This is a genomic window from Bradyrhizobium sp. (genome assembly GCF_035570375.1).
In the GTDB taxonomy this organism is placed as follows: domain Bacteria; phylum Pseudomonadota; class Alphaproteobacteria; order Rhizobiales; family Xanthobacteraceae; genus Bradyrhizobium.
Genome location: NZ_DATMLW010000087.1, coordinates 1 through 23,091, shown reverse-complemented (window position 1 = coordinate 23,091; position 23,091 = coordinate 1). Strand labels below are relative to the sequence as shown.

General features: G+C 62.5%; 21 protein-coding genes. 4 read left to right on the top strand and 17 right to left on the bottom strand.

The window, feature by feature from the left end:
- Positions 1-29: 29 nt before the first annotated feature.
- The 5 genes from VNX23_RS09815 to VNX23_RS09795 all read right to left on the bottom strand — a co-directional run bounded on the left by VNX23_RS09815 (position 30) and on the right by VNX23_RS09795 (position 7,056).
- Entirely contained in the window at positions 30-1,223 is a 1,194-nt protein-coding gene (locus VNX23_RS09815) for an alpha/beta fold hydrolase (protein ID WP_325629466.1), read from the bottom strand.
- Between the two features lie 22 nt (positions 1,224-1,245).
- Positions 1,246-3,288, bottom strand: a complete 2,043-nt coding sequence (locus tag VNX23_RS09810; RefSeq protein ID WP_325629464.1) for a protein-L-isoaspartate(D-aspartate) O-methyltransferase — start codon at positions 3,286-3,288, stop codon at positions 1,246-1,248.
- Between the two features lie 93 nt (positions 3,289-3,381).
- Complete coding sequence (ftsH, locus tag VNX23_RS09805) at positions 3,382-5,241, bottom strand: ATP-dependent zinc metalloprotease FtsH (RefSeq protein WP_325629462.1); 1,860 nt, start codon at positions 5,239-5,241, stop codon at positions 3,382-3,384.
- 365 nt (positions 5,242-5,606) lie between these two features.
- Positions 5,607-6,545: a DMT family transporter gene (locus tag VNX23_RS09800; RefSeq protein ID WP_325629460.1), complete on the bottom strand. Its 939-nt coding sequence runs from the start codon at positions 6,543-6,545 to the stop codon at positions 5,607-5,609.
- Positions 6,546-6,798: 253 nt separating this feature from the next.
- Positions 6,799-7,056 carry a hypothetical protein gene (locus VNX23_RS09795; protein ID WP_325629458.1) on the bottom strand — a complete coding sequence of 86 codons (258 nt, stop codon included), beginning with the start codon at positions 7,054-7,056 and terminating at the stop codon, positions 6,799-6,801.
- Positions 7,057-7,202: 146 nt separating this feature from the next.
- Here VNX23_RS09795 and VNX23_RS09790 point away from each other — a divergent pair, with 146 nt between their 5' ends.
- On the top strand, positions 7,203-7,631 hold the full coding sequence (locus VNX23_RS09790; RefSeq protein ID WP_325629457.1) for a cupin domain-containing protein: 429 nt from the start codon (positions 7,203-7,205) through the stop codon (positions 7,629-7,631).
- A 19-nt stretch (positions 7,632-7,650) separates the two neighbouring features.
- Here VNX23_RS09790 and VNX23_RS09785 read toward each other — a convergent pair whose 3' ends face one another.
- Complete coding sequence (locus tag VNX23_RS09785; RefSeq protein WP_325629455.1) at positions 7,651-8,292, bottom strand: hypothetical protein; 642 nt, start codon at positions 8,290-8,292, stop codon at positions 7,651-7,653.
- Between the two features lie 63 nt (positions 8,293-8,355).
- Here VNX23_RS09785 and VNX23_RS09780 point away from each other — a divergent pair, with 63 nt between their 5' ends.
- The gene (locus VNX23_RS09780) at positions 8,356-8,610 is read left to right on the top strand and encodes a hypothetical protein (protein ID WP_325629453.1); all 255 of its coding nucleotides are present in this window, start codon (positions 8,356-8,358) and stop codon (positions 8,608-8,610) included.
- A 127-nt stretch (positions 8,611-8,737) separates the two neighbouring features.
- Here the strand turns inward: VNX23_RS09780 and VNX23_RS09775 are convergent, their stop codons facing one another.
- The 3 genes from VNX23_RS09775 to VNX23_RS09765 all read right to left on the bottom strand — a co-directional run bounded on the left by VNX23_RS09775 (position 8,738) and on the right by VNX23_RS09765 (position 12,025).
- Positions 8,738-10,939, bottom strand: a complete 2,202-nt coding sequence (locus tag VNX23_RS09775) for a xanthine dehydrogenase family protein molybdopterin-binding subunit (RefSeq protein ID WP_325629451.1) — start codon at positions 10,937-10,939, stop codon at positions 8,738-8,740.
- A 2-nt stretch (positions 10,940-10,941) separates the two neighbouring features.
- A complete protein-coding gene (locus tag VNX23_RS09770; RefSeq protein ID WP_325629449.1) occupies positions 10,942-11,412 on the bottom strand; it encodes a (2Fe-2S)-binding protein in 471 nt (156 codons plus the stop codon).
- A gap of 142 nt (positions 11,413-11,554) precedes the next feature.
- Positions 11,555-12,025 carry a MarR family winged helix-turn-helix transcriptional regulator gene (locus VNX23_RS09765; RefSeq protein ID WP_325629447.1) on the bottom strand — a complete coding sequence of 157 codons (471 nt, stop codon included), beginning with the start codon at positions 12,023-12,025 and terminating at the stop codon, positions 11,555-11,557.
- Positions 12,026-12,412: 387 nt separating this feature from the next.
- Between VNX23_RS09765 and VNX23_RS09760 the strand changes: the two genes are divergently transcribed.
- On the top strand, positions 12,413-13,381 hold the full coding sequence (locus VNX23_RS09760; RefSeq protein ID WP_325629446.1) for a PDR/VanB family oxidoreductase: 969 nt from the start codon (positions 12,413-12,415) through the stop codon (positions 13,379-13,381).
- 228 nt (positions 13,382-13,609) lie between these two features.
- Positions 13,610-14,788: a Gfo/Idh/MocA family oxidoreductase gene (locus VNX23_RS09755; RefSeq protein ID WP_325629444.1), complete on the top strand. Its 1,179-nt coding sequence runs from the start codon at positions 13,610-13,612 to the stop codon at positions 14,786-14,788.
- Between the two features lie 221 nt (positions 14,789-15,009).
- On the opposite strand, the gene VNX23_RS09750 is transcribed toward VNX23_RS09755, so the two are convergent.
- The 8 genes from VNX23_RS09750 to VNX23_RS09715 all read right to left on the bottom strand — a co-directional run.
- Positions 15,010-15,201, bottom strand: a complete 192-nt coding sequence (locus VNX23_RS09750; RefSeq protein ID WP_325629443.1) for a hypothetical protein — start codon at positions 15,199-15,201, stop codon at positions 15,010-15,012.
- 181 nt (positions 15,202-15,382) lie between these two features.
- Positions 15,383-16,186 (bottom strand): ABC transporter ATP-binding protein, encoded by an 804-nt coding sequence (locus VNX23_RS09745; protein WP_325629442.1) that lies wholly within the window; start codon positions 16,184-16,186, stop codon positions 15,383-15,385.
- Entirely contained in the window at positions 16,173-16,988 is an 816-nt protein-coding gene (locus VNX23_RS09740) for an ABC transporter ATP-binding protein (RefSeq protein ID WP_325629440.1), read from the bottom strand. The genes VNX23_RS09745 and VNX23_RS09740 overlap by 14 nt, the downstream gene beginning before the upstream one ends.
- Positions 16,988-18,904 carry an ABC transporter permease gene (locus tag VNX23_RS09735; RefSeq protein WP_325629438.1) on the bottom strand — a complete coding sequence of 639 codons (1,917 nt, stop codon included), beginning with the start codon at positions 18,902-18,904 and terminating at the stop codon, positions 16,988-16,990. Before VNX23_RS09735 ends, VNX23_RS09740 begins: the two co-directional genes overlap by 1 nt.
- Positions 18,905-18,908: 4 nt before the next feature.
- A complete protein-coding gene (locus VNX23_RS09730; RefSeq protein ID WP_325629436.1) occupies positions 18,909-20,081 on the bottom strand; it encodes an ABC transporter substrate-binding protein in 1,173 nt (390 codons plus the stop codon).
- 52 nt (positions 20,082-20,133) lie between these two features.
- Positions 20,134-21,447, bottom strand: a complete 1,314-nt coding sequence (locus VNX23_RS09725) for a Rieske 2Fe-2S domain-containing protein (RefSeq protein ID WP_325629434.1) — start codon at positions 21,445-21,447, stop codon at positions 20,134-20,136.
- Between the two features lie 602 nt (positions 21,448-22,049).
- Positions 22,050-22,478 carry a hypothetical protein gene (locus VNX23_RS09720; protein ID WP_325629433.1) on the bottom strand — a complete coding sequence of 143 codons (429 nt, stop codon included), beginning with the start codon at positions 22,476-22,478 and terminating at the stop codon, positions 22,050-22,052.
- Between the two features lie 93 nt (positions 22,479-22,571).
- Positions 22,572-23,091, bottom strand: a 520-nt coding sequence (locus tag VNX23_RS09715) for an aminotransferase class V-fold PLP-dependent enzyme (RefSeq protein ID WP_325629431.1), incomplete at its 5' end; no start/stop codon positions are given.

The window sequence follows — 23,091 nt, the reverse complement described above, 5'->3', positions numbered from 1 at the left end:
CTTGATCATGCGGATGTTCGTTCCCCAGATCATCCGATCGACTTTCGGATGCTCCTGCCACCCACCGCGGGAGCATCCTTTCTTTCCGCGATTGCCTGCGGCTCGTTGAAGTCCCGGAGCAGAAAACCGGCGACGTCGGGCCACGCGCGGCCGAGCACCTCGGTGCCGAGGAACAGGCTCAAGTGTCCGCAGGTTTCAATCATCTTCACCACATGTTCGCCCCTGGTGCCGACCAATCGCGCCGCCGCGAACAGCTGATCGACGGCGACGACTTCGTCGTCGCTGCCCGCGAGCAGGTAGATCGGCGCCGTCAGCTTTGACAGATCGACTGTCTGCCCAAGGGCCACAAAACGCCCTTCCGCGATCCGGTTGTCCTTGAACAGCCACTCGACCACCTGAAGAAAGAAGCTGCCGGGCAAATCGACCGTCTCGGCATGCCATTGCCGAAAGCGCTCGACCAGCGCCTCGCGTTCCGGAGGCTCGATGGCTTCGCCCGCTTGCAGCGTGGCGTCGGCTTCGTTGGGCCCGTGCGAAATCCCCCATAGCCCGAGCATCTGCTGGCCGTGCACGATGCCTTTGCCGAGCCGTACCAATTCATGAAATGAGCCAAGCGGCACGTCGGCTGCGAAATTGGACAGAGAGGACTTGGCTGCGGCGATATCGACGGGCGCGCCGACCAGAACCAGCCGACGCACCTTGTTCGGGAATCGCGCCGCATAGACCAGCGCCAGCCAGCCGCCCTGGCATAGCCCGATGAGATCGACCGGCGGAACGAGCTCATCGACCGCGACGTTGAGGTCGGCAAGATAGTTGTCGATGGTGAAGTAACGCATGTCCGCCGTCGCCGATCGCCATTCCGTGAGGAATAGGCGCGACAGGCCGCATTGGCCGAGTTTCTCGACCACGCTGTGGCCGGTCGCGAAATCGGCAATGGTCGCACCGTGCAGCGCGTAGGGCGCACAGATGAGCGTGGCACGCCCATCATTGCGCGTAGAGAAATTCCGTAAGGACATCGTGCCGAGTTCGAGACTGATCGTATTCGGCGATGCCCAGGGAAAGATCAGCTGCCGCGACGGCCTTGGGTTTGCCGGCGGCAGGAAAGTTTCAAACAGCCGAATGTTGGTCTGCGCGATGTGCGACGCCGCCGCGAGCGGCCACGCCAGGAAAACCTCGAGCGCCGACGGCCGATCGGAAGCAGGTCCATGCTCATCTGACTCAGACATTGCACTTCCTCACCGGAACAGCTCAAACCCCGAAGGGATAAGTATCCGGAGGTCCCTTCAATTGTGTGGTTTCGAGCGCGGTCACCGCTCGGGTGTTATCGAACCAGATATATTCGTCGAATTGCTGCGGCAGATTGGCGCGAAAGTAGTGGCTTGTCATCTCGGTTTCGGGTCGGTAGATCACCCCGATCGCCCGTTCCAGCCGCTTCTTGCCGAGACCCGCAGGCCCGCAGAGATCGTCGGCGCGGCCGCGCAAGCCGAGCGTGAAGCGTGCGTGCCCGGTCGCGTGGCACAGACGTTCATAGCTTTCGCGATGCGAAGGCCGCACCTCCTTGATTTCCATCGGCCCATCCCAATTGGAGGCCGCCGCTACCGTGCCGCTATGGGTGCCGAACCCGACCGAAAAAGCGTTGTCGCCGAATTCCTCGCGGCAGAGCTGGCCGATATTGTGCTCGCCACGGGCGGCCATCTCGGTTGCACCTGCGTCGCCCACATGCGAGTTATGCGCCCAGACCACCGCCTTGCTGTCTGCGCCATGAAACGCCAGCAGGTTCTTGAGCGTCTCGAACATATGGTTGTCGCGAAGGTTCCATGATGTGCGCGAGCCGTGATACATCACACGGTAATAGCGCTCGGCGTTGGCGACAAGACGCGCGTTCTGCTCGGCATCGAGAAAGCGTTCGCCGTCATGCTCGGCATAGGCCAGACGCCTGGCCTGCAGATCGGTGAGCGCCCGCACCACATCCGCTTCGCATGTCGGGTAGGACCTGGTCAGCGCCGCATGGCCGTAGGTCGCCGGATCACTCTGCCAGGGCGTCAGGCAACCATAACGCTCGCGGGCCACTTTTGCAGATGCCGGGTCGACCTCGTCGAGATAATTCAAAGCCGATCCGATCGAGTCATAGAGGCTGTAGAGATCGAGGCCGTGAAAGGCGACACGCTTGTCCTTCTCCAACGTGGCATTGTGCCGGCGCAGCCAGCTCACGAAATCCCGCATTTCATTGTTGCGCCACATCCAGCTCGGAAATCGCGCGAACGCGGTCCATTCCGACGGCGGACACTCGAAATGCCGGACGTAGTGATCGACCCGGGCCGCGTCGGGCCAGTCCGCCTCGATCGCCACAAAACGGAAACCCTTCTCGATGATCAGGTCGCGGGTAATGCGTTCGCGCATCCGGTAGAATTCGCTCGTGCCGTGGGTTGCCTCCCCAAGCAGCACGACGCGCGCCGATCCGATACGCCGCAACAAAGGATCAAGATCGGCTTCCTCGATCGACGGGAAGGATTCGACGGCCTCGGCAAGATAGTGAACAAACATCTCTTCGCGCGAGAAAGCGCTCCGGCGCGCCCGGCGCGGGACGAAATGGCCGTGATCCTTTTCGATCCACCCCTCTTCGCCGATCAGAGGCACGAAGCGTACATCCGCGATGTCTTCGCTGCGATATTCGCCTGCTGAAACCCTGGTGAGTCGGACCAGTTCCTGTGCGCGCTGATCCGGACCGATCGGGATCACCAGCCGGCCGCCGATCCTCAGCTGCTCCTTGAGCGATTCCGGAACCTGCGGCCCACCGGCGGCAACGACAATGGCGTCATAAGGCGCATGTTCCGCCCAGCCCCTGGTGCCGTCGCCATGCAGCACGTGAACATTGTCGTAGCCGAGATCGGCGAGCGTCGCTGCGGCCATGTCCGCCAGCGAGCCGAGACGTTCGACCGTGAAGACTTCGTCCGCGATTTCCGACAACACCGCTGCGGCGTATCCCGATCCCGTGCCGATCTCGAGAACCTTTTCGTCGCCCTTGAGCGTCAACGCCTCCGCCATGAATGCGACGATATAAGGTTGCGAAATCGTTTGCCCGTCGCCGATCGGCAGTGGCGAATCCTCATAGGCAAATTCGCGAAGGCTTTTCGGCAGGAACAATTCGCGCGGCACCTGGCGCATGGCCTCAAGCACACGCTCGTCCTCTACCCCCCGCGCGGCGATGTGCTGTTCGACCATGCTTGCGCGCAGCGACGCAAAGGAAGAGGCCTCATCCGCAGGGTCATGTTTCGATGACAGCAATCCCATGACGACCTCCCGTCCAGATCTGCTGTTCTCTTGTCAGGCGCGTCGAAACCTCGCCGACAATTGAGGGCGTCGATCGCCGCGAGCCGCCGGCTTTCAGGCGACCGCCTTCGGTGGTGGCGCCTTCTCGACGTCGCGGGCGCCGGCCGGGCGCAGGGCCGCGAAGTCGTCCGCGGTGAGCGTTTCTCGCGCCATCAGAAGCTCGACACCGGCCTCGAGATCGCTGCGGCGCCTCTCGAGAATCGCTCGCGCAGTCACCCCGCCCGCCTCGATGAGATCGCGCACGGCCACATCGATCTCGCGGCTGGTGGCCTCGGCTGCTCTAACGACCGGGTCCTGCATCGCCGGCAGGAACATGTTCGGGCGCGGCGCATAGGTCCGCTGGCCGACGGTGGAATTCATTCTATATTTCGTCACCATCTCGATCGCGATTTCGGTGGCACGCTGCAAATCGTCGGCGGCGCCGGTCGAGACGTCGCCGGCGAAAATCAGCTCTTCCGAAGCGCGGCCTCCCATCAGGACGGCGATGCGGTTCTTCAGTTCGCTGGTCGAAAGCAGGAAACGGTCTTCGGTCGGACGCTGCATGGTGTAACCGAGCGCGCCGACGCCGCGCGGAATGATTGATACTTTCTGCACGGGATCGACGCCGGGAAGGCTTGCCGCCACCAGCGCGTGACCCATTTCGTGATAGGCGACCCGCCGTCGTTCCTCCTTGTTGAGCACCCGGCTCTTCTTTTCGACACCGGCCACCATCCGTTCGATGGCGACCGTGAAATCATCGAACGAAACTGCGGCGGCATTGCGCCTGGTCGCGGCAATCGCGGCCTCGTTGACCAGGTTTGCGATGTCGGCGCCGGTGAAGCCGGGCGTCAGCGCTGCGATATTGTCGAGATCGACGTCTTTGGCGAGCGTGATCTTGCGGACGTGGACCTTGAGGATGGCGACACGCCCGCTCTTGTCCGGGCGATCGACCAGCACCTGGCGGTCGAATCGCCCAGCCCGCAGCAACGCCGGATCGAGAATCTCGGGCCTGTTGGTGGCGGCGAGCAGAATGACGCCTGCGCTCGGATCGAACCCGTCGAGCTCGGTGAGGAGCTGATTGAGCGTCTGCTCCTTTTCGTCATAGCCGCCGAACGCGCCGGGCGAGCGGCTGCGACCGAGCGCGTCGAGCTCGTCAATGAAGATGATGCAGGGCGCGGCCTTGCGGGCCTGCTCGAAAAGATCGCGCACGCGCGCAGCACCCACGCCGACGAACATCTCTACGAATTCGGAGCCAGAGATCGAGAAAAAGGCAACGCCGGCTTCGCCGGCAACCGCACGCGCAAGCAGCGTCTTGCCCGTTCCGGGGGGACCGACCAGCAGAATTCCTTTCGGCACATGGGCGCCGAGGCGGCCATAGCTCTTCGGGTCCTTGAGAAACGACACCACTTCCTGCAACTCGAACTTGGCTTCCTCGACGCCGGCGACGTCGGCGAAGGTCGTTTTCGTGTCCTTTTCGACATAGACCCTGGCGCGCGATTTTCCGATCGACATCAACCCGCCAAAACCCTGACGTTCGGCGATCCTGCGAAAGAGAAAGACCCAGACCAGGTAGAACAGGAACGCGGGCACGATCCAGGACAGGATGGTCTGGAACAGCCCGCCGGAGGGAACGCCGGTCACCGTGACGCCCTTCTCTTGCAGTTTATCGGCGACTGCCGGATCGACGCGCGCGGTAACGAAGGCCTGCTTTCCGTCCGGCAGTTTCTCCTTCAGCTTGCCCTGGATGATGTCCTGGCCGACGGCGACCTCGCTGACCTTGCCTTGCGAGACGAGCTCCTCGAACCGACTGTATGGAATGGTCTCGATCGTGCTGTAGGTCGTGAGCGCCCATTGCAGAATCAGGATGCCGAACGCGGCCGCGATCAGATAGCCGGTCGTGATGGCCCGCTTTCGCTGCGATGAATCCTGCTCCATCGTCTCCTCCGGTCAATCGGCCTCGCAAGCGGCGCGGCTTGAGAGTGACGGTAACGCGTGCTTGCCCTTATAGCGGCTGCGGAACTTGCGGGTTTGCTCTGGATCAATGGGTTCCGCGCGCCCAGGTTCCATGATGATTTGCGTCGCAAGGCGCGGTCTGGTCACGACTCCGTTCCTTCCCCCTTGCGGGAGAAGGTGGCGCGGGCGAAGGTCCGCGGATCGCATCGAAGATGCGATCCGACCTCTCCCACAACAAGGGGAGAGCTGACAGCTCCGGGATCGCTGAGCTCGTCGTGCTCCAGCGGTCGATCGAAGGTTCGATTGCCGCACGCAAAGCACCGCCCGGATCGGCCGGCGTGAACAGATCAGGCGGGCTCCGAACGCAGCCGCTGAGGTCCGAACCGGTTAATGATCATCAGTCCTGCCAGGATCGCGGCGAACCCGCCGATGTGATACCACGCCAGGCGCTCGCCCAACCACAGGATCGACAAGGCGGCCGAAAACAGCGGGCTGAGATAAAGGAAGGCGGCGGCCGTCGCCGCACCCAGCGTCGAGACGCCGAACAGATAGAAAAGATTGCCGAGCATCGTAGGCACAAGGCCTATATAGGAAGTCGCCGTTAGCGCAAAGCCGAGCTCGGCATCGCTCCTTGCGATCCATGCACCGCCCAACATGATCCAGACCATGTAGACCGGCAGGATCACGACGATCAGTCCGGACCATCCGGTCACGACCATCAGCGAGATCGGCGCGATGGTGCGGCTCCAGTCGCGCACTCGGATCGAGAACCAGGCAAAGGTCATCGCCGACAACAGCGACCACAAATTGCCTAGACTGAATCTCAGTTCGGTCAGGGTCTGCGGCTCGCCTTTGCTGATGATGAGAAGCGTGCCGCTAAAGGCGAGCGCAATGCCCCAGGTGAGGCCCGGCGAAAGACGCCCCTCGCCCATCCAGAGCCCGAACACGAGTACCCAGACCGGAGTCGTCGCATTGATGAAACCGACTTCGATGGCCAGACTCTGATATGCGCCGCCGAGAAGAAAATAGGAAAACAGCCCGACCCCGATCGCCCCGCCGACGACGAGACCGCCCAGGCGCGCGCGGATCGCCGGCCACTCCTCGCGCAACACCGGCAGCGCGATGACGGTCAGGATCGCGGCCGCCGGCAGCCAGCGCCAGAATGCCAGCGCCGGCAAGGGCACCGCCTCACGCGCGGCCCGCGCGACTACATGATTGCTGCCCCACAGCGCGGCGGTCGCGATCAGCGCCAGTGTACCGAGCGAAGAGGAACGACCGCTCTTCATGCGCGCTCAACGTTTCGTGCGTGACGCGCGCGTTGCGCAACGTCCGCGGCCGTTCGGCATGCTCGAGGAGAAAAGACCAACACCATTCAAAAGTCCGCACAATAGCCGCGACAAGTTACGCGGCAGTTACTCGACAACTGGCGGATGAATGTCAAGGTCGTTGCGCGCATAGGCGCAAGCGGCCGCAAACAAGGCTGGCGATTTTCGGCTTGTTTTCGCCAACGCGCCACGGCCGGCACGATCCTGATGCGGACTAGCCGCGTTTCTTGTGTCCTGTCTTGTGTCTTGTCCTGTGTCCTGGCGGATCGCCGCCCTTGTCCTCCCGACTCACATTGAGAGCTCGCTCCTTGTCACGCGGCTGCTCCTCGCCACGCTGGTCGCGCACGATCCCCTGATCGGCGGAGCTTCCCTGATCGGTGCCCGGCAGTGGCGCCGGATCCTGCATGCCCCTTTGACCGCCGTGTTTGCCGCCCATGTCCTGCGCACCTTCCAGATCGTTCGCCTTGGCCATGCGCACTCCTTCATGAAGAGATATGAGGGCTCAACCATGAGGGAGACGTTGGGTTCCGCAAAACCGCGTGGTTTCATGCGTTGGCAAACGGCGTTAAGGTTCGGCCATCATTGCCCGAGCGAGCCTTGCCGGAGTTGCAATTTCTCATGACCGAAACCATTGACCTTGGCAGCCTCACGCTGAAATTCCTGCAAAGCAAGGATACGACCGATGGCAGCGTCGACGTGTTCGAGATGACCCTGCAACCGAACGCACGAATGCCCGTCCCGCATTATCATGATCGCTGGGACGAGACGATTTACGGGCTCGTTGGCATGACGACCTTCCGCCTCGATGGCAAGGATATCGACATCGGCCCGGGAGAGACGGTTTTCATAAAGCGTGGCGTCGTCCACGGATTCACCAATCGCACGGCGGAACTGGCGAGGTGCCTTTGCTTGCTGTCCCCGGGTGTGCTGGGGCCGCAATATTTCAGGGATATGGCGAAGCTGTTGGCAGGCGGCGCGCCCGATCCGGCGAAGATGAAGGAAACGATGCTGCGCTACGGGCTCATACCTGCGCCGCCATCGGCTTAGGCATCATCGCCACTGGTTTTCAGTCGATCCCGGCCCGGCGCTTGAGTGCAGCGAGCGCGCTCGTGTCGCCTGTCGCGTGGGCGTCGTCGACAAAGGCGATTACGAGGTCGGCGAGCGTTGCATAATCCCAGAGCTTCAGCTGCGACGGGTCGATCCAGCCGGCAAAACATCGGTCGAGATAGCCGCGATCGGCCTCATGCGCTTCCACCCAGCACGGTCCGGCGAGCGTTGCGGGTTCGTCGTCCCAGCGGCAGATGACAAAACCCGCCACCGACTTTGCCAGAATGAAGCGGCCATCCCGAGGGGCGTCGTTCATCGGGCGCAGGGATTGGCCAATTTCCTCCAACACGCGATCGACATGGCCAGGCATTTCGCGCTTTCCGACTTCACTGAAGGGGGTTTCGGAGAACCGGTAACGCCCTTTATCGCGCTCCACAGCAGGTGGTTCAAACATGGCGATACGAAGGAGGCCATTTCGATGGCGCCGGAAGATTCGCAGAGCTGATATTTTCATGCTCACGCTTCGATCAAACAGCTCGCATGAAAATGCAGGCAATCCGCCTCGCCGCATCTCTTTCACCACGCGGGGAACACCACCGCAAAAACCGCATCCGGCTTTTGATCCACGAGCAGCCTGAAAATCTGCGGTTTTTTTCATCAATGACGCGGAACGCCGTCTTGTTCCCTTACGTTTTATCCCCCGTTCGATTTGTAGGAGGACGAAATGAAGAAGGTTCTGTTGATTGCCGCGGCCATCGGCGCGATGGCCGCTCCGGCGCTGGCTGGCGAAGTCGGCGTCAAGGCTGGTCCGGTGGGCGCCGGCGTCACCGTAGGCGAGAGCCATCGCGATATTGATCGCGACCGGACCCGCGACAAGACTATCATCAAGGAGCGCGAGCCGAGCGATCGGACCACCGTGATCAAGAAGGAGCATGAGGACGGCTCCGAAAGCAAGACCGTGATCCACAAGGATTACTGACAAAAAGATCACTGCAAGGATTGCTGAAAGTCACTCGACCACAGACGCAGTTCGCCCGCGTGCTTTCCTGAAGAAAACACGCGGGCGAAAATTTTTTAGCCTCAAGTGCGGCCGCTTGCCGGCCGACCTAGACCAGCTTCACATTCTTGAGCGGCAGGCTGCGAACCGGCTTGCCGGTTGCCGCCTGTATCGCGTTGAGCACGGATGGCGCCACCACGCAGATGGTCGGCTCGCCGATGCCGCCCCAGAAGTCGTAGGTCGGCACGATCGCCACCTCGACCTTCGGCATTTCGGCAAGACGCACGATCTCGTAGCTGTCGAAGTTCAGGCTCGTCATGCGCCCCTTGTCGACCGGCATTTCGCCGTAGAGCGTTGCGGTGAGGCCATAGGCCACCGAACCCTGCACCTGGGCCTCGATCTGGCCCGGGTTGACTGCATGGCCTGAGTTGACCGCAACGACGATGCGATGAACCTTCAGCTTGCCTTGCGGGCTCACCGAGACTTCGGCTACCGCCGCCGAGTAGCTGCCATAGCCCATGAACTGCGCGAGCCCGCGATACACGCCCGCCGGCAGCGGCTTGCCCCATCCCGCCTTCTCGGCCGCGGCATTGAGCACGGCGAGATGTTTGGGATGCTCTTTCATGAGCGCGCGGCGGAATTCGAGCGAGTCCTTGCCGGCCGCCCTCGCCACCTCTTCCATAAAGCATTCCATGTAGACCGCGTTCTGGTTGGTGTTCACGCCGCGCCACGGGCCGACCGGAACGTGCGAATTGCGCATCACATATTCGATCAGGAGGTTGGGCACATCGTAACCGAGTTGCGCATCGCCCGGCGTGTCGTACCAGCCCTGTAGCTGGCGCATGTCCTTGCCATCGACGATGCCGTTCGGATTGAGCATCGCGTTGATCGACTGACCGGAGACGCGGACATGCAGGCCGACGAGGTTGCCCTGCGCATCCAGGCCCGCCGACAGCTTGCACTGCGAGATCGGCCGGTAGAAATCATGCGCCTGGTCTTCTTCGCGGCTCCAGATCAGCTTCACAGGCGTGTCGGGGAAGGCTTTCGCGATCTCGACCGCCTGATGGACATAATCCTGCGTGCCGCCGCGTCGGCCGAAGCCGCCGCCGAGATCGTGCCGGTGTACCTCGCATTTATCGAGGGGAATGCCGGATGCCTCCGACAAGGCCGCCAGCGACGCCTCGAGATTTTGCGTCGGCACCCATGCGTCCGCCCGGTCGGCAGAAAGCTTCACGGTGCAGTTCATCATCTCCATGGTCGCGTGCGAAAGGAAGGGCGTCGAATAAACCGCCTCGACCCTCTTCGGCGCCTCGGCGATCGCCTTCAACGCGTCGCCGTTCTTGCGCTCGCCGTTGGTGGCGGTCGCCTCGAGGCCCTCCTTGAGCATGTCGGCGATGGTTGCGCTCGACTTCGAAGCGTTCTCGCCTTCGTCCCAGACGATCGGCAGGGCATCGAGCGCCTTCTTGGCGCGCCACCAGGTATCGGCGACGACGGCAACGCCGGTGTCCTTCACCTTGACCACCTTCTTCACGCCGGGCATGCCGGCGATCTTGCTTTCGTCGTAGCTCTTGAGCTTGCCGCCGAACACCGGGCAGTCCTTCACGGCCGCGCAGAGCATGCCGGGCAGTATCAGATCGATGGCGAAGATCTTGCTGCCGTCAAGCTTGTCGGCGGTGTCGAGCCGCTTGAGCGGCTTGCCGGCGATCTTCCAATCTTTCGGATCCTTGAGCGTGATCGACTTGGGATCGGGCGGCGTCAGCTTGGCGGCCGCGGCGGCGACTTCGCCGTAACGCAGCGAGCGCTTGCTCGCGGCGTGTGTAATCACGCCGTTCGACACGGTCAGTTCGCCGACCGGGACGCCCATCTGCTCGGCCGCGGCCTGCAGCAGCATCAGGCGTGCCATCGCGCCGCCGCGGCGAACATAATCGTGCGAGGTGCGGATGCCGCGGCTGCCGCCGGTGCCCATTTCGCCCCAGGCGCGTTTGCTGGCGAGATTACGCCCGGGCGTGATGCCTTCGGTCGTCACCTTGCTCCAGTCGCATTCGAGCTCTTCGGCGACAAGCTGGGCGAGGCCGGTGATCGTGCCCTGCCCCATTTCCGAGCGCGCGATCCGGATCACGCAAGTGTCGTCGGGCTTGATCGCGACCCAGAGATTGACTTCAGTCGCAGCTTGCACGCGTTGCGCTCCCGCCTCTTCGGCGAAAGGCACGTTGAGGCCGAGCGCCAGGCCGCCGCCGGCAATCGCCGCCGAGCCGACGATGAAGCTGCGGCGAGAAAGCGTCGTGTTCTCTTCGAAATTCGTAGCGCTCATGGCTAGCCTCCGCGACCGGTGGTGCCGACGCCGGCCGCCACATGGACGGCCTCGCGGATGCGCTGATAGGTGCCGCAACGGCAGATATTGGTCATCGCCTCGTCGATGTCCTTGTCGCTCGGCTTGGGGTTCTTCTTGAGCAGCGCCGCCGCGGCCATGATCTGGCCGGACTGGCAATAGCCGCATTGCGGCACATCGACCGCCGCCCAGGCCTTTTGCACCGGATGCGAAGCGTTGGGTGACAACCCCTCGATGGTGACGATGACATCGCTCTCGCTGATGCTGCCGAGGGGGATCTGACAGGAGCGCTGCACCTCGCCATTGAGATGGACCGAGCAGGCGCCGCACTGGGCGACGCCGCAGCCATATTTCGTGCCGGTCAGACCGACATGTTCTCGAATAACCCAGAGAAGGGGCGTGTCGGCCTCCGCCGATACTTCCTTCACCGTACCGTTGATGTTGAGTTTTGCCATATGCTTCCTCCGAGAATCGAAGCATAGCGGCCGGAAATACCGTTGCCTATACCCTCCGCGCGCAGATCAGACCTGAGCGAGCCTTGTGAAGGCGGGTGCGGCAAACCGATCGGCGGCCCGGGCCGATTTGCCGTCGCGACTTTTATTCCACCATCCGCGAGTTGATCTCGTCGAGCTGCGAAATGGTGGCGTGGAGGTTCTTCTGGATTTCGGCCAGTCCATCCATCAACTGCCTGATCTCGGTGCGGGAGAGACTTTGGACCGCCGTATCCACGACGTCGCGGGCCAGGGGAATGAGTTCGGCTTTCAGCCTTCGTCCCTTCGCGGTGAGATGCACATGCCACTTCCGGCGGTCTTTCCTGTTCTGGACCCGGCGAACCAGTCCCTTTTTTTCCATGTTCAGGATCGCGTTCAGCGTGGTCGGCTCCATGGTGCCGACGCGGCGGGAAAGTTCGCGCTGGGTGAGGCCGTCCTCATGCCACAGCGCGCGGAGGAAGTACCACATGCCGAGCGTGACGCCGTGAGGCTCGATCTTGAGCTGAAGAAAGCGCTGCAGCGCCCGATGCGTCGCGCGGATCTGATAGCCGACGCTCTCGGTAAACGGTAAATCCACCTCGCTGGCCGCTCTCCCGCGCCGGGCGGATTTCGCTGGTTTCCCTCTCGCCAATACCGCCTCTCCTTGCTCGCTCCGTGATCGCATATCCGTCCGCAACAGGCAAACAGGCATAAGACTCAATGGCCATCCCTCGAGACGGCGCTTGCGCGTCTCCTCGGGATCGGGTCCGGCTTGGCGCGAGTTTATCTCCTCGTGGTGAGGAGCCGCGCCATTTGCGCGGCGTCTCGCACCACGAGGCCACCCCGAAGAGTTGTATGTCATCGTCTGCGCAAGGCGATAGCTCGGTATTGACCTCCAGCAGATCTCGAGGGGTTGCGCTATTCGCTTAGAAAGCTAAGTATCAGGCAAGACAGTCTTGGAAGATCGACAGTCCTGGAGGATGGCATGAGCCCCGATCCCGAGGCGCGAGAGTTGGTGCTGACGGTCAGGCGCAAATCGGAAATCGCCGATGCCGTGTTCCTGTTCGAGCTCTCTTCGCATGATGGCGCAGAGCTGCCGCGCTTCACGCCGGGTTCCCATATCACGGTGACCGCGCCTTCGGGGCAGAAACGCCGCTACTCGCTCTGTAATGACGCTAGCGAGCGCGATCGCTACCTGATCGCGGTGAAGCAGGAGACTTCGGGCCGCGGCGGCTCCTTGAGCTTCACCGAAAATGTCAAGGAAGGTGACACGATCACCATCGAGCCGCCGGCCAACGAATTCGAGATGGCGAAATCGGAGCCGAAGAACTTTATCTTCATCGCCGGCGGCATCGGCATCACCCCGATCCGCTCGATGATCCTGCACTGCCTGCGTCACGGCAAGCAGAACTTCAAGCTGTATTATTTCACGAGAACGCCGCAGGCCATGGCCTTTCGCGAGGAATTTGGCGCAAGCGAATTCGCCGGCAAGGTCATTCTCCATCACGACAATGGCGACCCCGACCAGGCCTATGATCTCTGGCCGGTGCTGGAAGAGCAGCGCGGCGCGCATCTTTATTGTTGCGGACCGCGCGGATTGATGGACGCGGTGCGCGACATGACCGGACACTGGCCGGATTCGGCCGTGCATTTCGAGGACTTTGTCGGAGCCTCCGCCCCGCGCGCCGACGACAAGCCGTTCGAGGTCCGACTTGCCAGAGGCGGCAAGAGCTATGAAGTTGCGGCCGGCGTCTCCATCCTCGACACGCTTCGCCGGCAAGGCCATATGCTGGCAAGCTCATGCGAAAGCGGCACCTGCGGCACCTGCCGCACCCGCTTCACCGCAGGCGAGCCCGACCATCGCGATCTCGTGCTGTCGGAGCGAGAGAAGAAAAGCGAGGTCATGATCTGCGTGTCACGTTCCAGATCGCCGACGCTGACGCTGGATCTCTGAACTTTATGAAACTAGTACCACAGCGAATTGAGATGTGCTCCCTCTCCCTTTGGGAGAGGGTTGGGGTGAGGGGTTACAATCTCTATGACAGCAATGACCCTCACCCGATTTGCACTGGACGATGCTTCGCATCGCCAGCAGCAAATCGACCTCTCCCCGTCGGGGAGAGGTAAGCCGAGTTTGACGACGGAGCGGTTCAACAAAAATCATCCCCTTGGGAGGACTCTCGTGAGCGAGCCGCTGAAACTGGGTATCATCGGCCTCGGCCGCGCGTTTACGCTGATGCTGCCGACCTTCGCCTCTCATCCGCTGGTCAAAATGGTGGCAGCGAGCGACCCACGCGTGGACGCGCGCGAGCGCTTTGCAAGCGAATTCGGCGCCAAGGTTTTCGAGGAAGCGCAAGCGCTTTGTGCCGACAGCGACGTTGAAACCGTTTATGTCGCCTCCCCGCACCAGTTTCATGTCGATCACGTCAAGCTCGCCGCGAGATACGGCAAGCACATCCTGATCGAAAAGCCGATGGCGCTGACGCTTGCCGAGGGTAAGGAAATGATCGAGGTCGCGGCGAAAGCCAACATCAAACTCCTTGTCGGCCACAGCCACAGCTACGACCTGCCCTACTTGCGAACCCGTGAAATGATCGGCACCGGTGCCTACGGCCGCGTCCGCATGATCAGCGCGCTCAATTTCACCGATTTCCTGTATCGGCCGCGCCGCCCGGAAGAGCTCGACACCAGCGCCGGCGGCGGCGTGGTGTTCAGCCAGGCGGCCCATCAGGTGGACGTCGTCCGCCTGCTTTCGCCCTCAACGGCGAAATCACTTCGCGCCTTCACCGCAAACTGGGATGCATCGAGGCCGACCGAAGGCGCCTACACCGCCCAGATCGGCCTTGAGGACGGCTCGTTCGCATCGCTGACCTATAGCGGGTACGCGCATTTCGACACCGACGAATTCATGGGATGGCGGGGCGAGCTCGGCCAGATGCGCGAGGGCGAAATTTCCTACGGTCGCGCGAGGCAGGGCTTGCGAAACGCAAGGACGGTCGCCGGGGAAATCGAAATGAAGAACCGCCGCGCCTATGGCCCCACGGGGCGCGACGCCTTTCGCGTCGAAGGCGATCTCGCCCATAACCATTTTGGCCTCGTCATTGTGAGTTGCGAGCGCGCCGATCTTCGACCCCTGCCCCATGGCATCGCGGTTTATGGCGACGAGAAGCGCCATCTCGAGGAGCTCCCATCACCAAAAATCCCGCGTGCGGAGGTCGTCGACGAACTTTACGACGCGGTGGTTCGCAATCGGCCGCCGCTCCATTCCGGCGAATGGGGTCTCGCCACGCTCGAGATTTGCCTCGCCATTCTTGAGTCGGCAAAGAACGGGCGCGAGATCGGACTGACATGTCAGGTCTAAGTCTGCAACGGCGGGAGATCGAACGCCGCCACGATGGCGGTGCTCTCCCGCGTGCGGGGGAGGGTTGGGGTGGGGGCGCCCGGCAAGCGCGCTGGTGGATCGGTACGCCTCCCCCCACCCGCCGCGCTCTGGCGCGCAATTGCGCTGCCAAGCGCGTCGACCTCCCGCAAGCGGGAGGGGTGAAGCGAGGCGTTGCCGACAGATCGATTTGACGAACCACCCTACCCACCCTTCGGCGGGTTGTTGGCGCGGGTCGCGATAATGGCGATGATGTCGTTCTCCGCGGCGGCAGCCGTTTTGTAGCGCGGCTCGGTGGTCACGAACGGCTGCTCGGATTCGGCGGGATGAAAGATTTCGACGTAATAAAGATCGCTCGCGGGGTCTTTCTTCGGCTCGATGCGAATCAGTGCCATTGTCTTGTTCCTTCCCTTGTTGAGCACATTGGACCCGCGCGAACGGGGGAAGCATTCACCTCGTCATTGCGAACAGCGTAAGCGACGAAGCAATCCATGAAATCCTGATTTCAGAAATTCTGGATTGCTTCGCTTGCGCTCGCAGTGACGGCTTGCGGCCCTTGGATCTCACATACCAGCTCTAGCCGCCTTCCGTAGCGGCAGGAAACAGGACCGTCCGCAACCTCGACGCCAGTGCATCGCTCGCCGCGCGAGATACACCCGCAGCACCGCCCATGCCCAGATATCGCTCCGCGATATCAGGAGAATTGAGCAAATCCGCCGCCCGTCCTTCCAGCGTGATCTTGCCGTTTTCGACAACGTAACCGCGATCGGCAACCGACAACGCCTGGCGCGCGTTCTGCTCCGCGAGCAGGATGCTGATTCCCTGCGCGCGCAGCCGCTCGATCAGGCGGAAGATTTCGGCGACCAGAAGCGGCGCGATGCCGAGCGAGGGTTCGTCAAGCACCAGGATCTTCGGCTTCGACATCAGCCCGCGCGCTATCGCCAGCATCTGTTGCTGGCCACCGGAGAAATTTCCCGCGATATCCTTCATCCGTTCGCGCAACACCGGAAACAGCGTCCACACGGTTTCGAGCTGCGTTCGTGTAGTGTGATCGGTTTCCGATGAGGCATAAGCGCCTAGCTCCAGATTTTCCGCTACCGTCATGCCGGCGAAAATCTGTCGCCCCTCCGGCACATGCGCAATTCCGCGACGCAAGCGCTCGGCCGGCATCAAGGCTTCGATGGGCTGGCCCTCAAGCAGGACGTTCCCGGTCTCGACGCGGAGAAGCCCGGAGATTGCCTTCGCCAACGTCGATTTGCCGGCGCCATTGGCACCAAGCAGCGTCACGATCTCGCCGCGCTCGAGCGTCAGGTCGACGTTCTCGAGCACGCGATGACGGCCGTAGCCGACGCAGACATTCTTCAGCTCAAGAAGCGGCATGGCCCTCGCGTCCCAGATAGGCTTCGATCACACGGGCATCCTTCTGGATTTCCGCTGGCGTTCCCGTGGCGATGATGGCGCCCGATTCGATCACAACGACATGGTCGGCGACGTTCATCACCAGCGACATGTTGTGTTCGACGAGGAGAACCGGAATGCCGAGGGTGCGGATCGCGCGCAGTAAATTCGCAAGCTCCTCGGTTTCGGTATCGTTGAGCCCGGCCGCCGGCTCGTCGAGACACAGAAGCTTTGGTTGCGCCATCAGAGCCCTGACGACCTCGAGCAGTTTCTGCGCGCCCATCGGCAGTTCGGTGGCGTGCGTGTCCCTGAATGGCGCAAGGCCGACCAGCTCCAGCATCTCCTCGGCGCGGCGGAGAATGCGCCGTTCTTCACTTCGTGCCGCGGAAAGCCAGAGCGTCTGGCTTGCGAGCGAGTGCGAAGCGAGGCGGTGGCCACCGACCATGACGTTTTCGATCGCGGTCATGCCGGGAAAAACCCGCGCTGCCTGGAAGGTGCGGATCAGGCCCAGGCAAGCGATCTTCACCGCTGACATGCCGGCAAGAACGCCTCCCAGAAACCTTACCTGCCCGGCATCCTTGGCCAGGATGTTGGTGACAAGGTTGAAGACGGTCGTCTTGCCCGCGCCGTTCGGCCCGATCATGGCAGTGACGGAGTGAGGCGCGACATCGAACGACACATCGTTGATGGCTTTGAGGCCGCCAAAACTCTTCGCAAGATGACGCACGCTGAGCACGGAAGCAGGCCCGGTGGAATTTTTCGCTCGCGCGTCCGTCATCGTCATCACAGTGCTCGCGCCGAGGTTTCAGATGAGTTCTTGCCGGCGACAGTCTCGCGCGACGATCGCACCAGCCGGATCGCGGCCTGCACCACCGCGCCATAAAGGCCTTGCGGCAGATAAAGGAAGCTCGCCACCAGCAGCGCACCGGCTGCGAAGGTCTTGTAAATCGCCAGGGGTTGAAACACCGTCGGCAGCAACGTCAAGAGCAGCGCACCCAGCAAGCCGCCGAACAGCGTGCTTTCGCCGCCCACGATCAGCATCGCGACAAGTTCGAGCGAGCGTCCGGTGCCGACCATTTCCGGCGACAGGAAATTGAAGAAGAATGCGTACATGCTGCCCGCCAATGAGGCGAGGGTTACGCTGATCAGGAAGGCGGCAAGCTTGTACCTGATGATGTTGATGCCGAGCGCGGCTGCCGCCATCTGGTCGGAACGAATCGCTTTCAGCGCCCGCCCGAAGCCGGAGCGCATCGCGCCGGCAAGGCCCATCAGGATGATCACGTCGAGCGCGAGCACGACAAAATACATGGCGCGGGGCGTGGCGAATTCGAAACCCGCGACGGAAAACGAGGGTATGCCGACGAGTCCGGACGGGCCGCCTGTGATATCGAGAAAGCCGACCGCGCAGGAATCTACCAATAGCCCGAACGCGAGCGTCGCCAGCGCGAGATAAAGTCCGCGCAAACGAAGCGTCACGACGGAAAGGACGAGCGCGCAGGCCAGCGACACGCCGATGCCTGCAAAGATCGAGAGCAGGCTCGAAAGCCCATAATTGATCACAAGATAGCCCGAGGTATAGCCGCCGATCGCCATGAAACCGGCCTGGCCAAGGCTGACCTGGCCGGCGTAACCCATCAGCACATCCAACCCCATCAGCGTCATGAACAGGATGAGCGCGATCACAAGCCCGCTCAGGATGCCGTTATCCGTGACGACGAAGGGGACGAGCATGGCGATTGCAAGCGCGAACGCCGCCAGAGGCATGACCAGACTTGCCGGAAGCCTCGTGGTGTGTCCGACCGCTCTCACCTCGTCGCGGGTATCCTGTCGCCTGCTCACCTTGGCCTGAACCAGCCCATAGGGGCGAAAGATCAGCACCGCCAGCAGGATGAGAAGTGCAATCGCATTCGAGAACAGCGAGGAAATGTAGGCGGTCGAAAGTTGCGTGGCGAGCCCGAGAAAAAGTCCGCCGATGATCGCGCCGGGAAAGGACGTGATGCCGCCGATCGCGGCCGCCACGAAGCCGGAGATCGTGAACAGACGGCCGGTGTCGAACTGCAGCGACGTGGTCGGCGCGACGATCACGCCTGAAATGGCGGCGATCAGGGTCGCGAGCGCAAAGCTCAGGAGCGTCATCCGAGCCACGTTGATTCCCATCAATGATGCGGCCGCGGGATTTTCGGCGCAGGCACGCAGGCCCTTGCCGAGTCTGGTTTTCGCGATGAGATACCACAGTGCCGCGATGCAAAGCGCGACAGCGCCAAAGACCCAAACGGCTTGCGTCGGCAGGCGGATCGCGCCGAACACCAGGGGTGTCTCGCCCGAGAAGGGCGGCATGGCGTAAGGCTGGCTGCCCCAGAGAACCAGCGAAATGCCTTCGATCGCCGTCAAGAGTCCAGCGGTGAGCATCAGCACATTTGCATTCGACAGCCGCTCAAGCGCGGGCACGAACGTAAAGGCGCCGAGCACAACGCCGATAATAACCGTGGCGGCGACTGCAAAAGGGATCGCCAGCCACAGCGGCAGACCGGAGGAAACGGAGAGCGTATAGCCGATCATCGCGGCGATGATGGCAAAGCCGCCTTGCGAGAGGTTGACCGCGCCGGTCACCCGGTAGACCAGCGAGAAGCCAAGCGCGATCGCAGCGTAGATGCTGCCGACCACCAGCCCGCCGATGCAGATTTGCAGAAGCTCGATCATCCGATTACTCGGCGCGGGGAATGCCGAGCGGATCGCTGACCACGGCCCAGGTCTGTGCGGCCTTATCCCAACGCGTGATGACGACGTTGGATTCGTCGAGCCCGCGATTGGGCACCGCCTTGAAATCGTAATAGCCATTGACGCCGGCAAAGTCCTTCAGCCCGCGCAAATAGGCACGCAAATCCTCTGCGCTCGCGTCCCCCTTTAGCTTGCGCAACGCCTCGACGACGAGAAGCGCCGGATCCCAGGCGTAGGTCGACGGGCCGTCCGGCTTGATGTCGGTGCCCTCGAACGCGGCGAAAAAGGCATCCTTGGCTTTCGAGGCGTCGCTCACCTCGACAGGTCGCGACGGCTTGAGCCAGTCAGCCGAGGGTATGTAAAGCTCCTTCGGCAGGAACGGCGCATATTGGGTCATCTGCGCGTAGGTCATGTTGCCATTGGTGGTCGCGACCGGCACTTCCACGCCCGCGTCATGGATCGCCTTGAAGATGGTCCCGACAGGACCTCCGGTGGACCATGCCACCAGCACGTCGGGGTTGGCGCCTTTGAGCCGCTGGATTTGCGCCGCGGCGCTCACATCGGCTGGGTTCATCTGCGCTTCCGCGACGAGCTCGACGTCCTTGTGGCCTTCGCTTCCCACCAGCGTCTTGAAATTGCGGTTGGCGTCCTGTCCGGTCGCATCCGTCGTCGTGATCAGCGCCACCTTTTTCCAACCCTTGTGGCCGAAATAGCGAAGCAGCGCGCCCGCAAGCTCCTTGGTCGACGTACTCGAACTGTAGACGAAGCTTCCAGCGGCTGGCTGAATCCCGGGCGAAAAGCAATAGAGCAGTGGGCCTTCCTTCATCAGGGGCGCCATCGCGTTGCAGAGCGCAACCAGCGCCGAGCCGAGAATGACCGGCGGATTGCCGGCCTTCACCTGGTTGGCAAGCTGGACGGCGAGTTGCGGACTGCTCTGATCGTCGTGAAAGTTGAATTTGAGCGTCTTGCCGTGGATGCCGCCGGTGGAATTGACCAGTTTCTCGTATCGCTGGAGTGATTGCTGCTCGGCCTTGCCGAGGAACGCGCCTCCGCCGGTGAGCGGCAGGATAACGTTGACGTCCTGGGTGTCCGCAGCCTGTGCGGATGTCGCGCAAGAAAGCAGCAGCGCGGCGGCGGCAAGAATGGTGCGGGCGCCCATGAATCCTCCCCGGGGTTTTGTTCTTCTCTTTAGTATTTTATGGGGATTTGCGCTACGCCGCCGCCTCGTCCTCGAGGCCGGCGAGAACCTTTACCTCATCGTCCGAAGCCCCCAGCGTCCGCCACGGGACCGACTTCTCGACCACGCCCTGGTAGGAACGCAGCTTCGCCTGCGCCAGCCGCGGCGCGATATGGCCGATCACCCTCCCCTGCTCCTGGAAGGCATTGGCGGCATCGATCATCAGGCGGCGGAACTGCACGATCGCGATATCGCTCGCGCCCAGACGCTCCTGGGTCCGATCGGCGATCGGTCCCATCGATTCCCACATCGCGATGTCCTGGTTCGGAATACCCTCGATCCCGGTGAAATTGCCGTTCTCCATCGCGCCGCGGTCCTGCAGATAATCGTTGTGGGCGTGACGCTTGATCGGACGGAAATACGCATCGACGTCCTCGCCGACGGCCAGCACGCAGAACTTTCGCCAGGCGTCGATATCGATGCCCGCCTGTTCGCCCTCGGCCCAGGCGATGAAGTGGAAGTAGCTCGAGGTGTCGCTGCGCGGCACGATGACACTCGCCAGGTTATAGGTGCTGTTGGGCGGGATCAGCGCGGTGAAGGGGGCCACGAAGGTCGTGATGCGAACATAGTCGTGCGTATTCGCGTTCACGATCGGACGCCGGATCGCGGCATAGCGCATGCCGTAGTTGGTGAGTTGCACCTGGATGCGGGGATTCTTGTCGGTCGAGGGGCGAACCCAGTAATCGCCCCTGGCTGCGGCATCGCCCTTGGCGGGGCGCATGTCGGAAGAATGCAGCGTGGAGGAATGCGCCGAGTCGATCTGGCCTTCCATGATCTGCGCCCAGTTGCAGGGAAGCTCGACCTTGGCGATCGCCACCCTCGCCTGGTCGTGCGGCGCCCACGGCGGCGCCTCGAACTCCGGCATCGTGTCCCTTGGCCCCATATAGGTCCAGACGAAGCCGCCGGCCTCGCGCGTGGGATATGAAAGGTGCTTCGTCTTCTCGGGCAGCGCGCTGCCTTTCGGCTCCGAGGGCATGTCGATGACGTTGCCTTCGACGTCGAACTTCCAGCCGTGATAAAGACAACGCAGCCCACACTCCTCGTTGCGCCCGAAAGCAAGGGAAGCCTTGCGGTGCGGACAGAACTCGCCGAGCAGACCGAGCTTTCCCTCGCTGTCGCGGAACGCCACGAGTTTCTCGCCAAAGAGCTGGACGCGCACCGGCGCGCCATCGCACCTTGCGACCTGTTCCGACAGAAGCGCGGGCACCCAATGACGCCGCATCAGCGCTCCCATCGGCGTATCGCCCTCGACCCGGCATAACAGTTCGTTTTCCGCAGGCGTCAGCATGCGCGCAACTCCCGGCAAAAATCCTTAGCTTCCTAAGCTTATACATAATCCGGCGACCGCCTATCCGTCCAGAACCGCCATGAGCGGTTCCGGCGAGAATTCTTGCTTTTTGGGAATCCGGCCGGGCAGGAGTGCGCTTCCGGCCGCGCCGTGCCGGGGTGATTCAGCCAGGAAAAGTGTGACGGCACGCAACAAAGCCGCGATCGTCCGGCGGCGGCGCGATGGGCAAGGGTTGAGAATCTACGAAAATCACTTTTTTGGCTGGCGCAGGCGAGCCGGGCGGGGTCTGACACGCGATCGCTTCATGCGTTCTCTGCCCTTCGCAACTCGAACGGCGTTAGGAATTCTGGACTAAATCCCGAGTAGCCAGACGGCAACAATGGTACCGAGCACAGCAAGACCCGAGACGGTCCATCCCGCCGCATAAGCCGCACCATCGGTTTCAGGCCTGTCCACCATGGAGTCGTGCCACTGCGTCATCGCAGCCTCCTTCTGGTGAATAAGTCTCCACCAGCGGCTTCAGGGTTCAACGGACAGGATAATTCACGCCGGGGCCCGCCGGTTCCGCTGCCCGGTCCCTATCTTTTTTGCATCGCAATAGTTCAGGGCCGGGCGGCCTGAAGTTGCGTGGCCACCGCCGCCGCGAAACGGTCGGCATCCGCTTCGTCGTTGAAAACGTGCGGCGACACGCGCATGCGGGCCACACGCTCGGCGACGTAGATACCTTCGGCCGCCAACGCCTGGACCGTCCCCGCCGGGATCCCATCCGCAAAGCGGAGGCTGAGGATATGAGGTGCGCGGAAGCGGCGATCCGGCACGCGGACCGCCGTCCCGCGCAGGCCCTCCTCGATGCGGTCGGTCAGCATTGCAAGGCGCTCGGTGACCGCCGCCGACCCCCACTCGGCCATCATCTCCATGCCGATCGAGGCCATTTCCATCGAAATGAAATGATCGCGCTCGCCCATGTCGAAACGCAGAGCACCGGAGACGTAACGCGTATCCGCAAAATACGCGGCGTTATCGGCACGCACGTCGCGGCGGCCATAGGCGGTTTGCTCGAGCGGAATGCCGTCCTGATGACGCTTGGCGACATAGAGGAAGGCGCGGCCATAGGGCCCGATCAGTCATTTGTAGGTCGGGAAGACCACAAAATCCGGATCGAGGCTTTTGACGTCCATCGCCAGCACGCCGGCACTTTGCGTCGCGTCGATCAGGAACAGCGCACCTTGTCGCCGCAGCGCCTCGGCGATTTTCGCAACCTCGATCAGGCCGCCATCCGACCAGTGAACCGACGAGATCGAGGCCAGGGCGAGGCGCGGCGCCGCCGGCCGCTCGATGGCGGAAAGCACGGCGGAGGTCCAGTCGCCGTCATCGGGCTGGGGGACCGTCTCGAGCGCAAAGCCTTGCGCCTGGGAGCGCGTTCGCCATTCCAGCACCGGCGAGGAGTGATCGTTCTGAAGGACAACCACGCGCGCGCCGCGTGGGATCGTCACCAGCCTGGCGGCGGGGTTGGGTTCGCAGCCGCCATAAGGCACGCTGTGAAAGCCGGGTCCGCAATAATCCGCAACCGGCGTGACGTCGGGAACCGCCGCCCGGATCGGCATCGGCGCCGGCGAAAATGCCTGCGCGCCAAAGGAAATCACC

Excerpts from the sequence above, each read along its gene's own strand:
- VNX23_RS09815 (WP_325629466.1), bottom strand. The coding sequence starts at position 1,223 with ATGTCTGAGTCAGATGAGCATGGACCTGCTTCCGATCGGCCGTCGGCG.
- VNX23_RS09810 (WP_325629464.1), bottom strand. The coding sequence starts at position 3,288 with ATGGGATTGCTGTCATCGAAACATGACCCTGCGGATGAGGCCTCTTCC.
- ftsH (WP_325629462.1), bottom strand. The coding sequence starts at position 5,241 with ATGGAGCAGGATTCATCGCAGCGAAAGCGGGCCATCACGACCGGCTAT.
- VNX23_RS09800 (WP_325629460.1), bottom strand. The coding sequence starts at position 6,545 with ATGAAGAGCGGTCGTTCCTCTTCGCTCGGTACACTGGCGCTGATCGCG.
- VNX23_RS09795 (WP_325629458.1), bottom strand. The coding sequence starts at position 7,056 with ATGGCCAAGGCGAACGATCTGGAAGGTGCGCAGGACATGGGCGGCAAA.
- VNX23_RS09790 (WP_325629457.1), top strand. The coding sequence starts at position 7,203 with ATGACCGAAACCATTGACCTTGGCAGCCTCACGCTGAAATTCCTGCAA.
- VNX23_RS09780 (WP_325629453.1), top strand. The coding sequence starts at position 8,356 with ATGAAGAAGGTTCTGTTGATTGCCGCGGCCATCGGCGCGATGGCCGCT.
- VNX23_RS09775 (WP_325629451.1), bottom strand. The coding sequence starts at position 10,939 with ATGAGCGCTACGAATTTCGAAGAGAACACGACGCTTTCTCGCCGCAGC.
- VNX23_RS09770 (WP_325629449.1), bottom strand. The coding sequence starts at position 11,412 with ATGGCAAAACTCAACATCAACGGTACGGTGAAGGAAGTATCGGCGGAG.
- VNX23_RS09760 (WP_325629446.1), top strand. The coding sequence starts at position 12,413 with ATGAGCCCCGATCCCGAGGCGCGAGAGTTGGTGCTGACGGTCAGGCGC.
- VNX23_RS09750 (WP_325629443.1), bottom strand. The coding sequence starts at position 15,201 with ATGGCACTGATTCGCATCGAGCCGAAGAAAGACCCCGCGAGCGATCTT.
- VNX23_RS09745 (WP_325629442.1), bottom strand. The coding sequence starts at position 16,186 with ATGCCGCTTCTTGAGCTGAAGAATGTCTGCGTCGGCTACGGCCGTCAT.
- VNX23_RS09740 (WP_325629440.1), bottom strand. The coding sequence starts at position 16,988 with ATGACGATGACGGACGCGCGAGCGAAAAATTCCACCGGGCCTGCTTCC.
- VNX23_RS09735 (WP_325629438.1), bottom strand. The coding sequence starts at position 18,904 with ATGATCGAGCTTCTGCAAATCTGCATCGGCGGGCTGGTGGTCGGCAGC.
- VNX23_RS09730 (WP_325629436.1), bottom strand. The coding sequence starts at position 20,081 with ATGGGCGCCCGCACCATTCTTGCCGCCGCCGCGCTGCTGCTTTCTTGC.
- VNX23_RS09725 (WP_325629434.1), bottom strand. The coding sequence starts at position 21,447 with ATGCTGACGCCTGCGGAAAACGAACTGTTATGCCGGGTCGAGGGCGAT.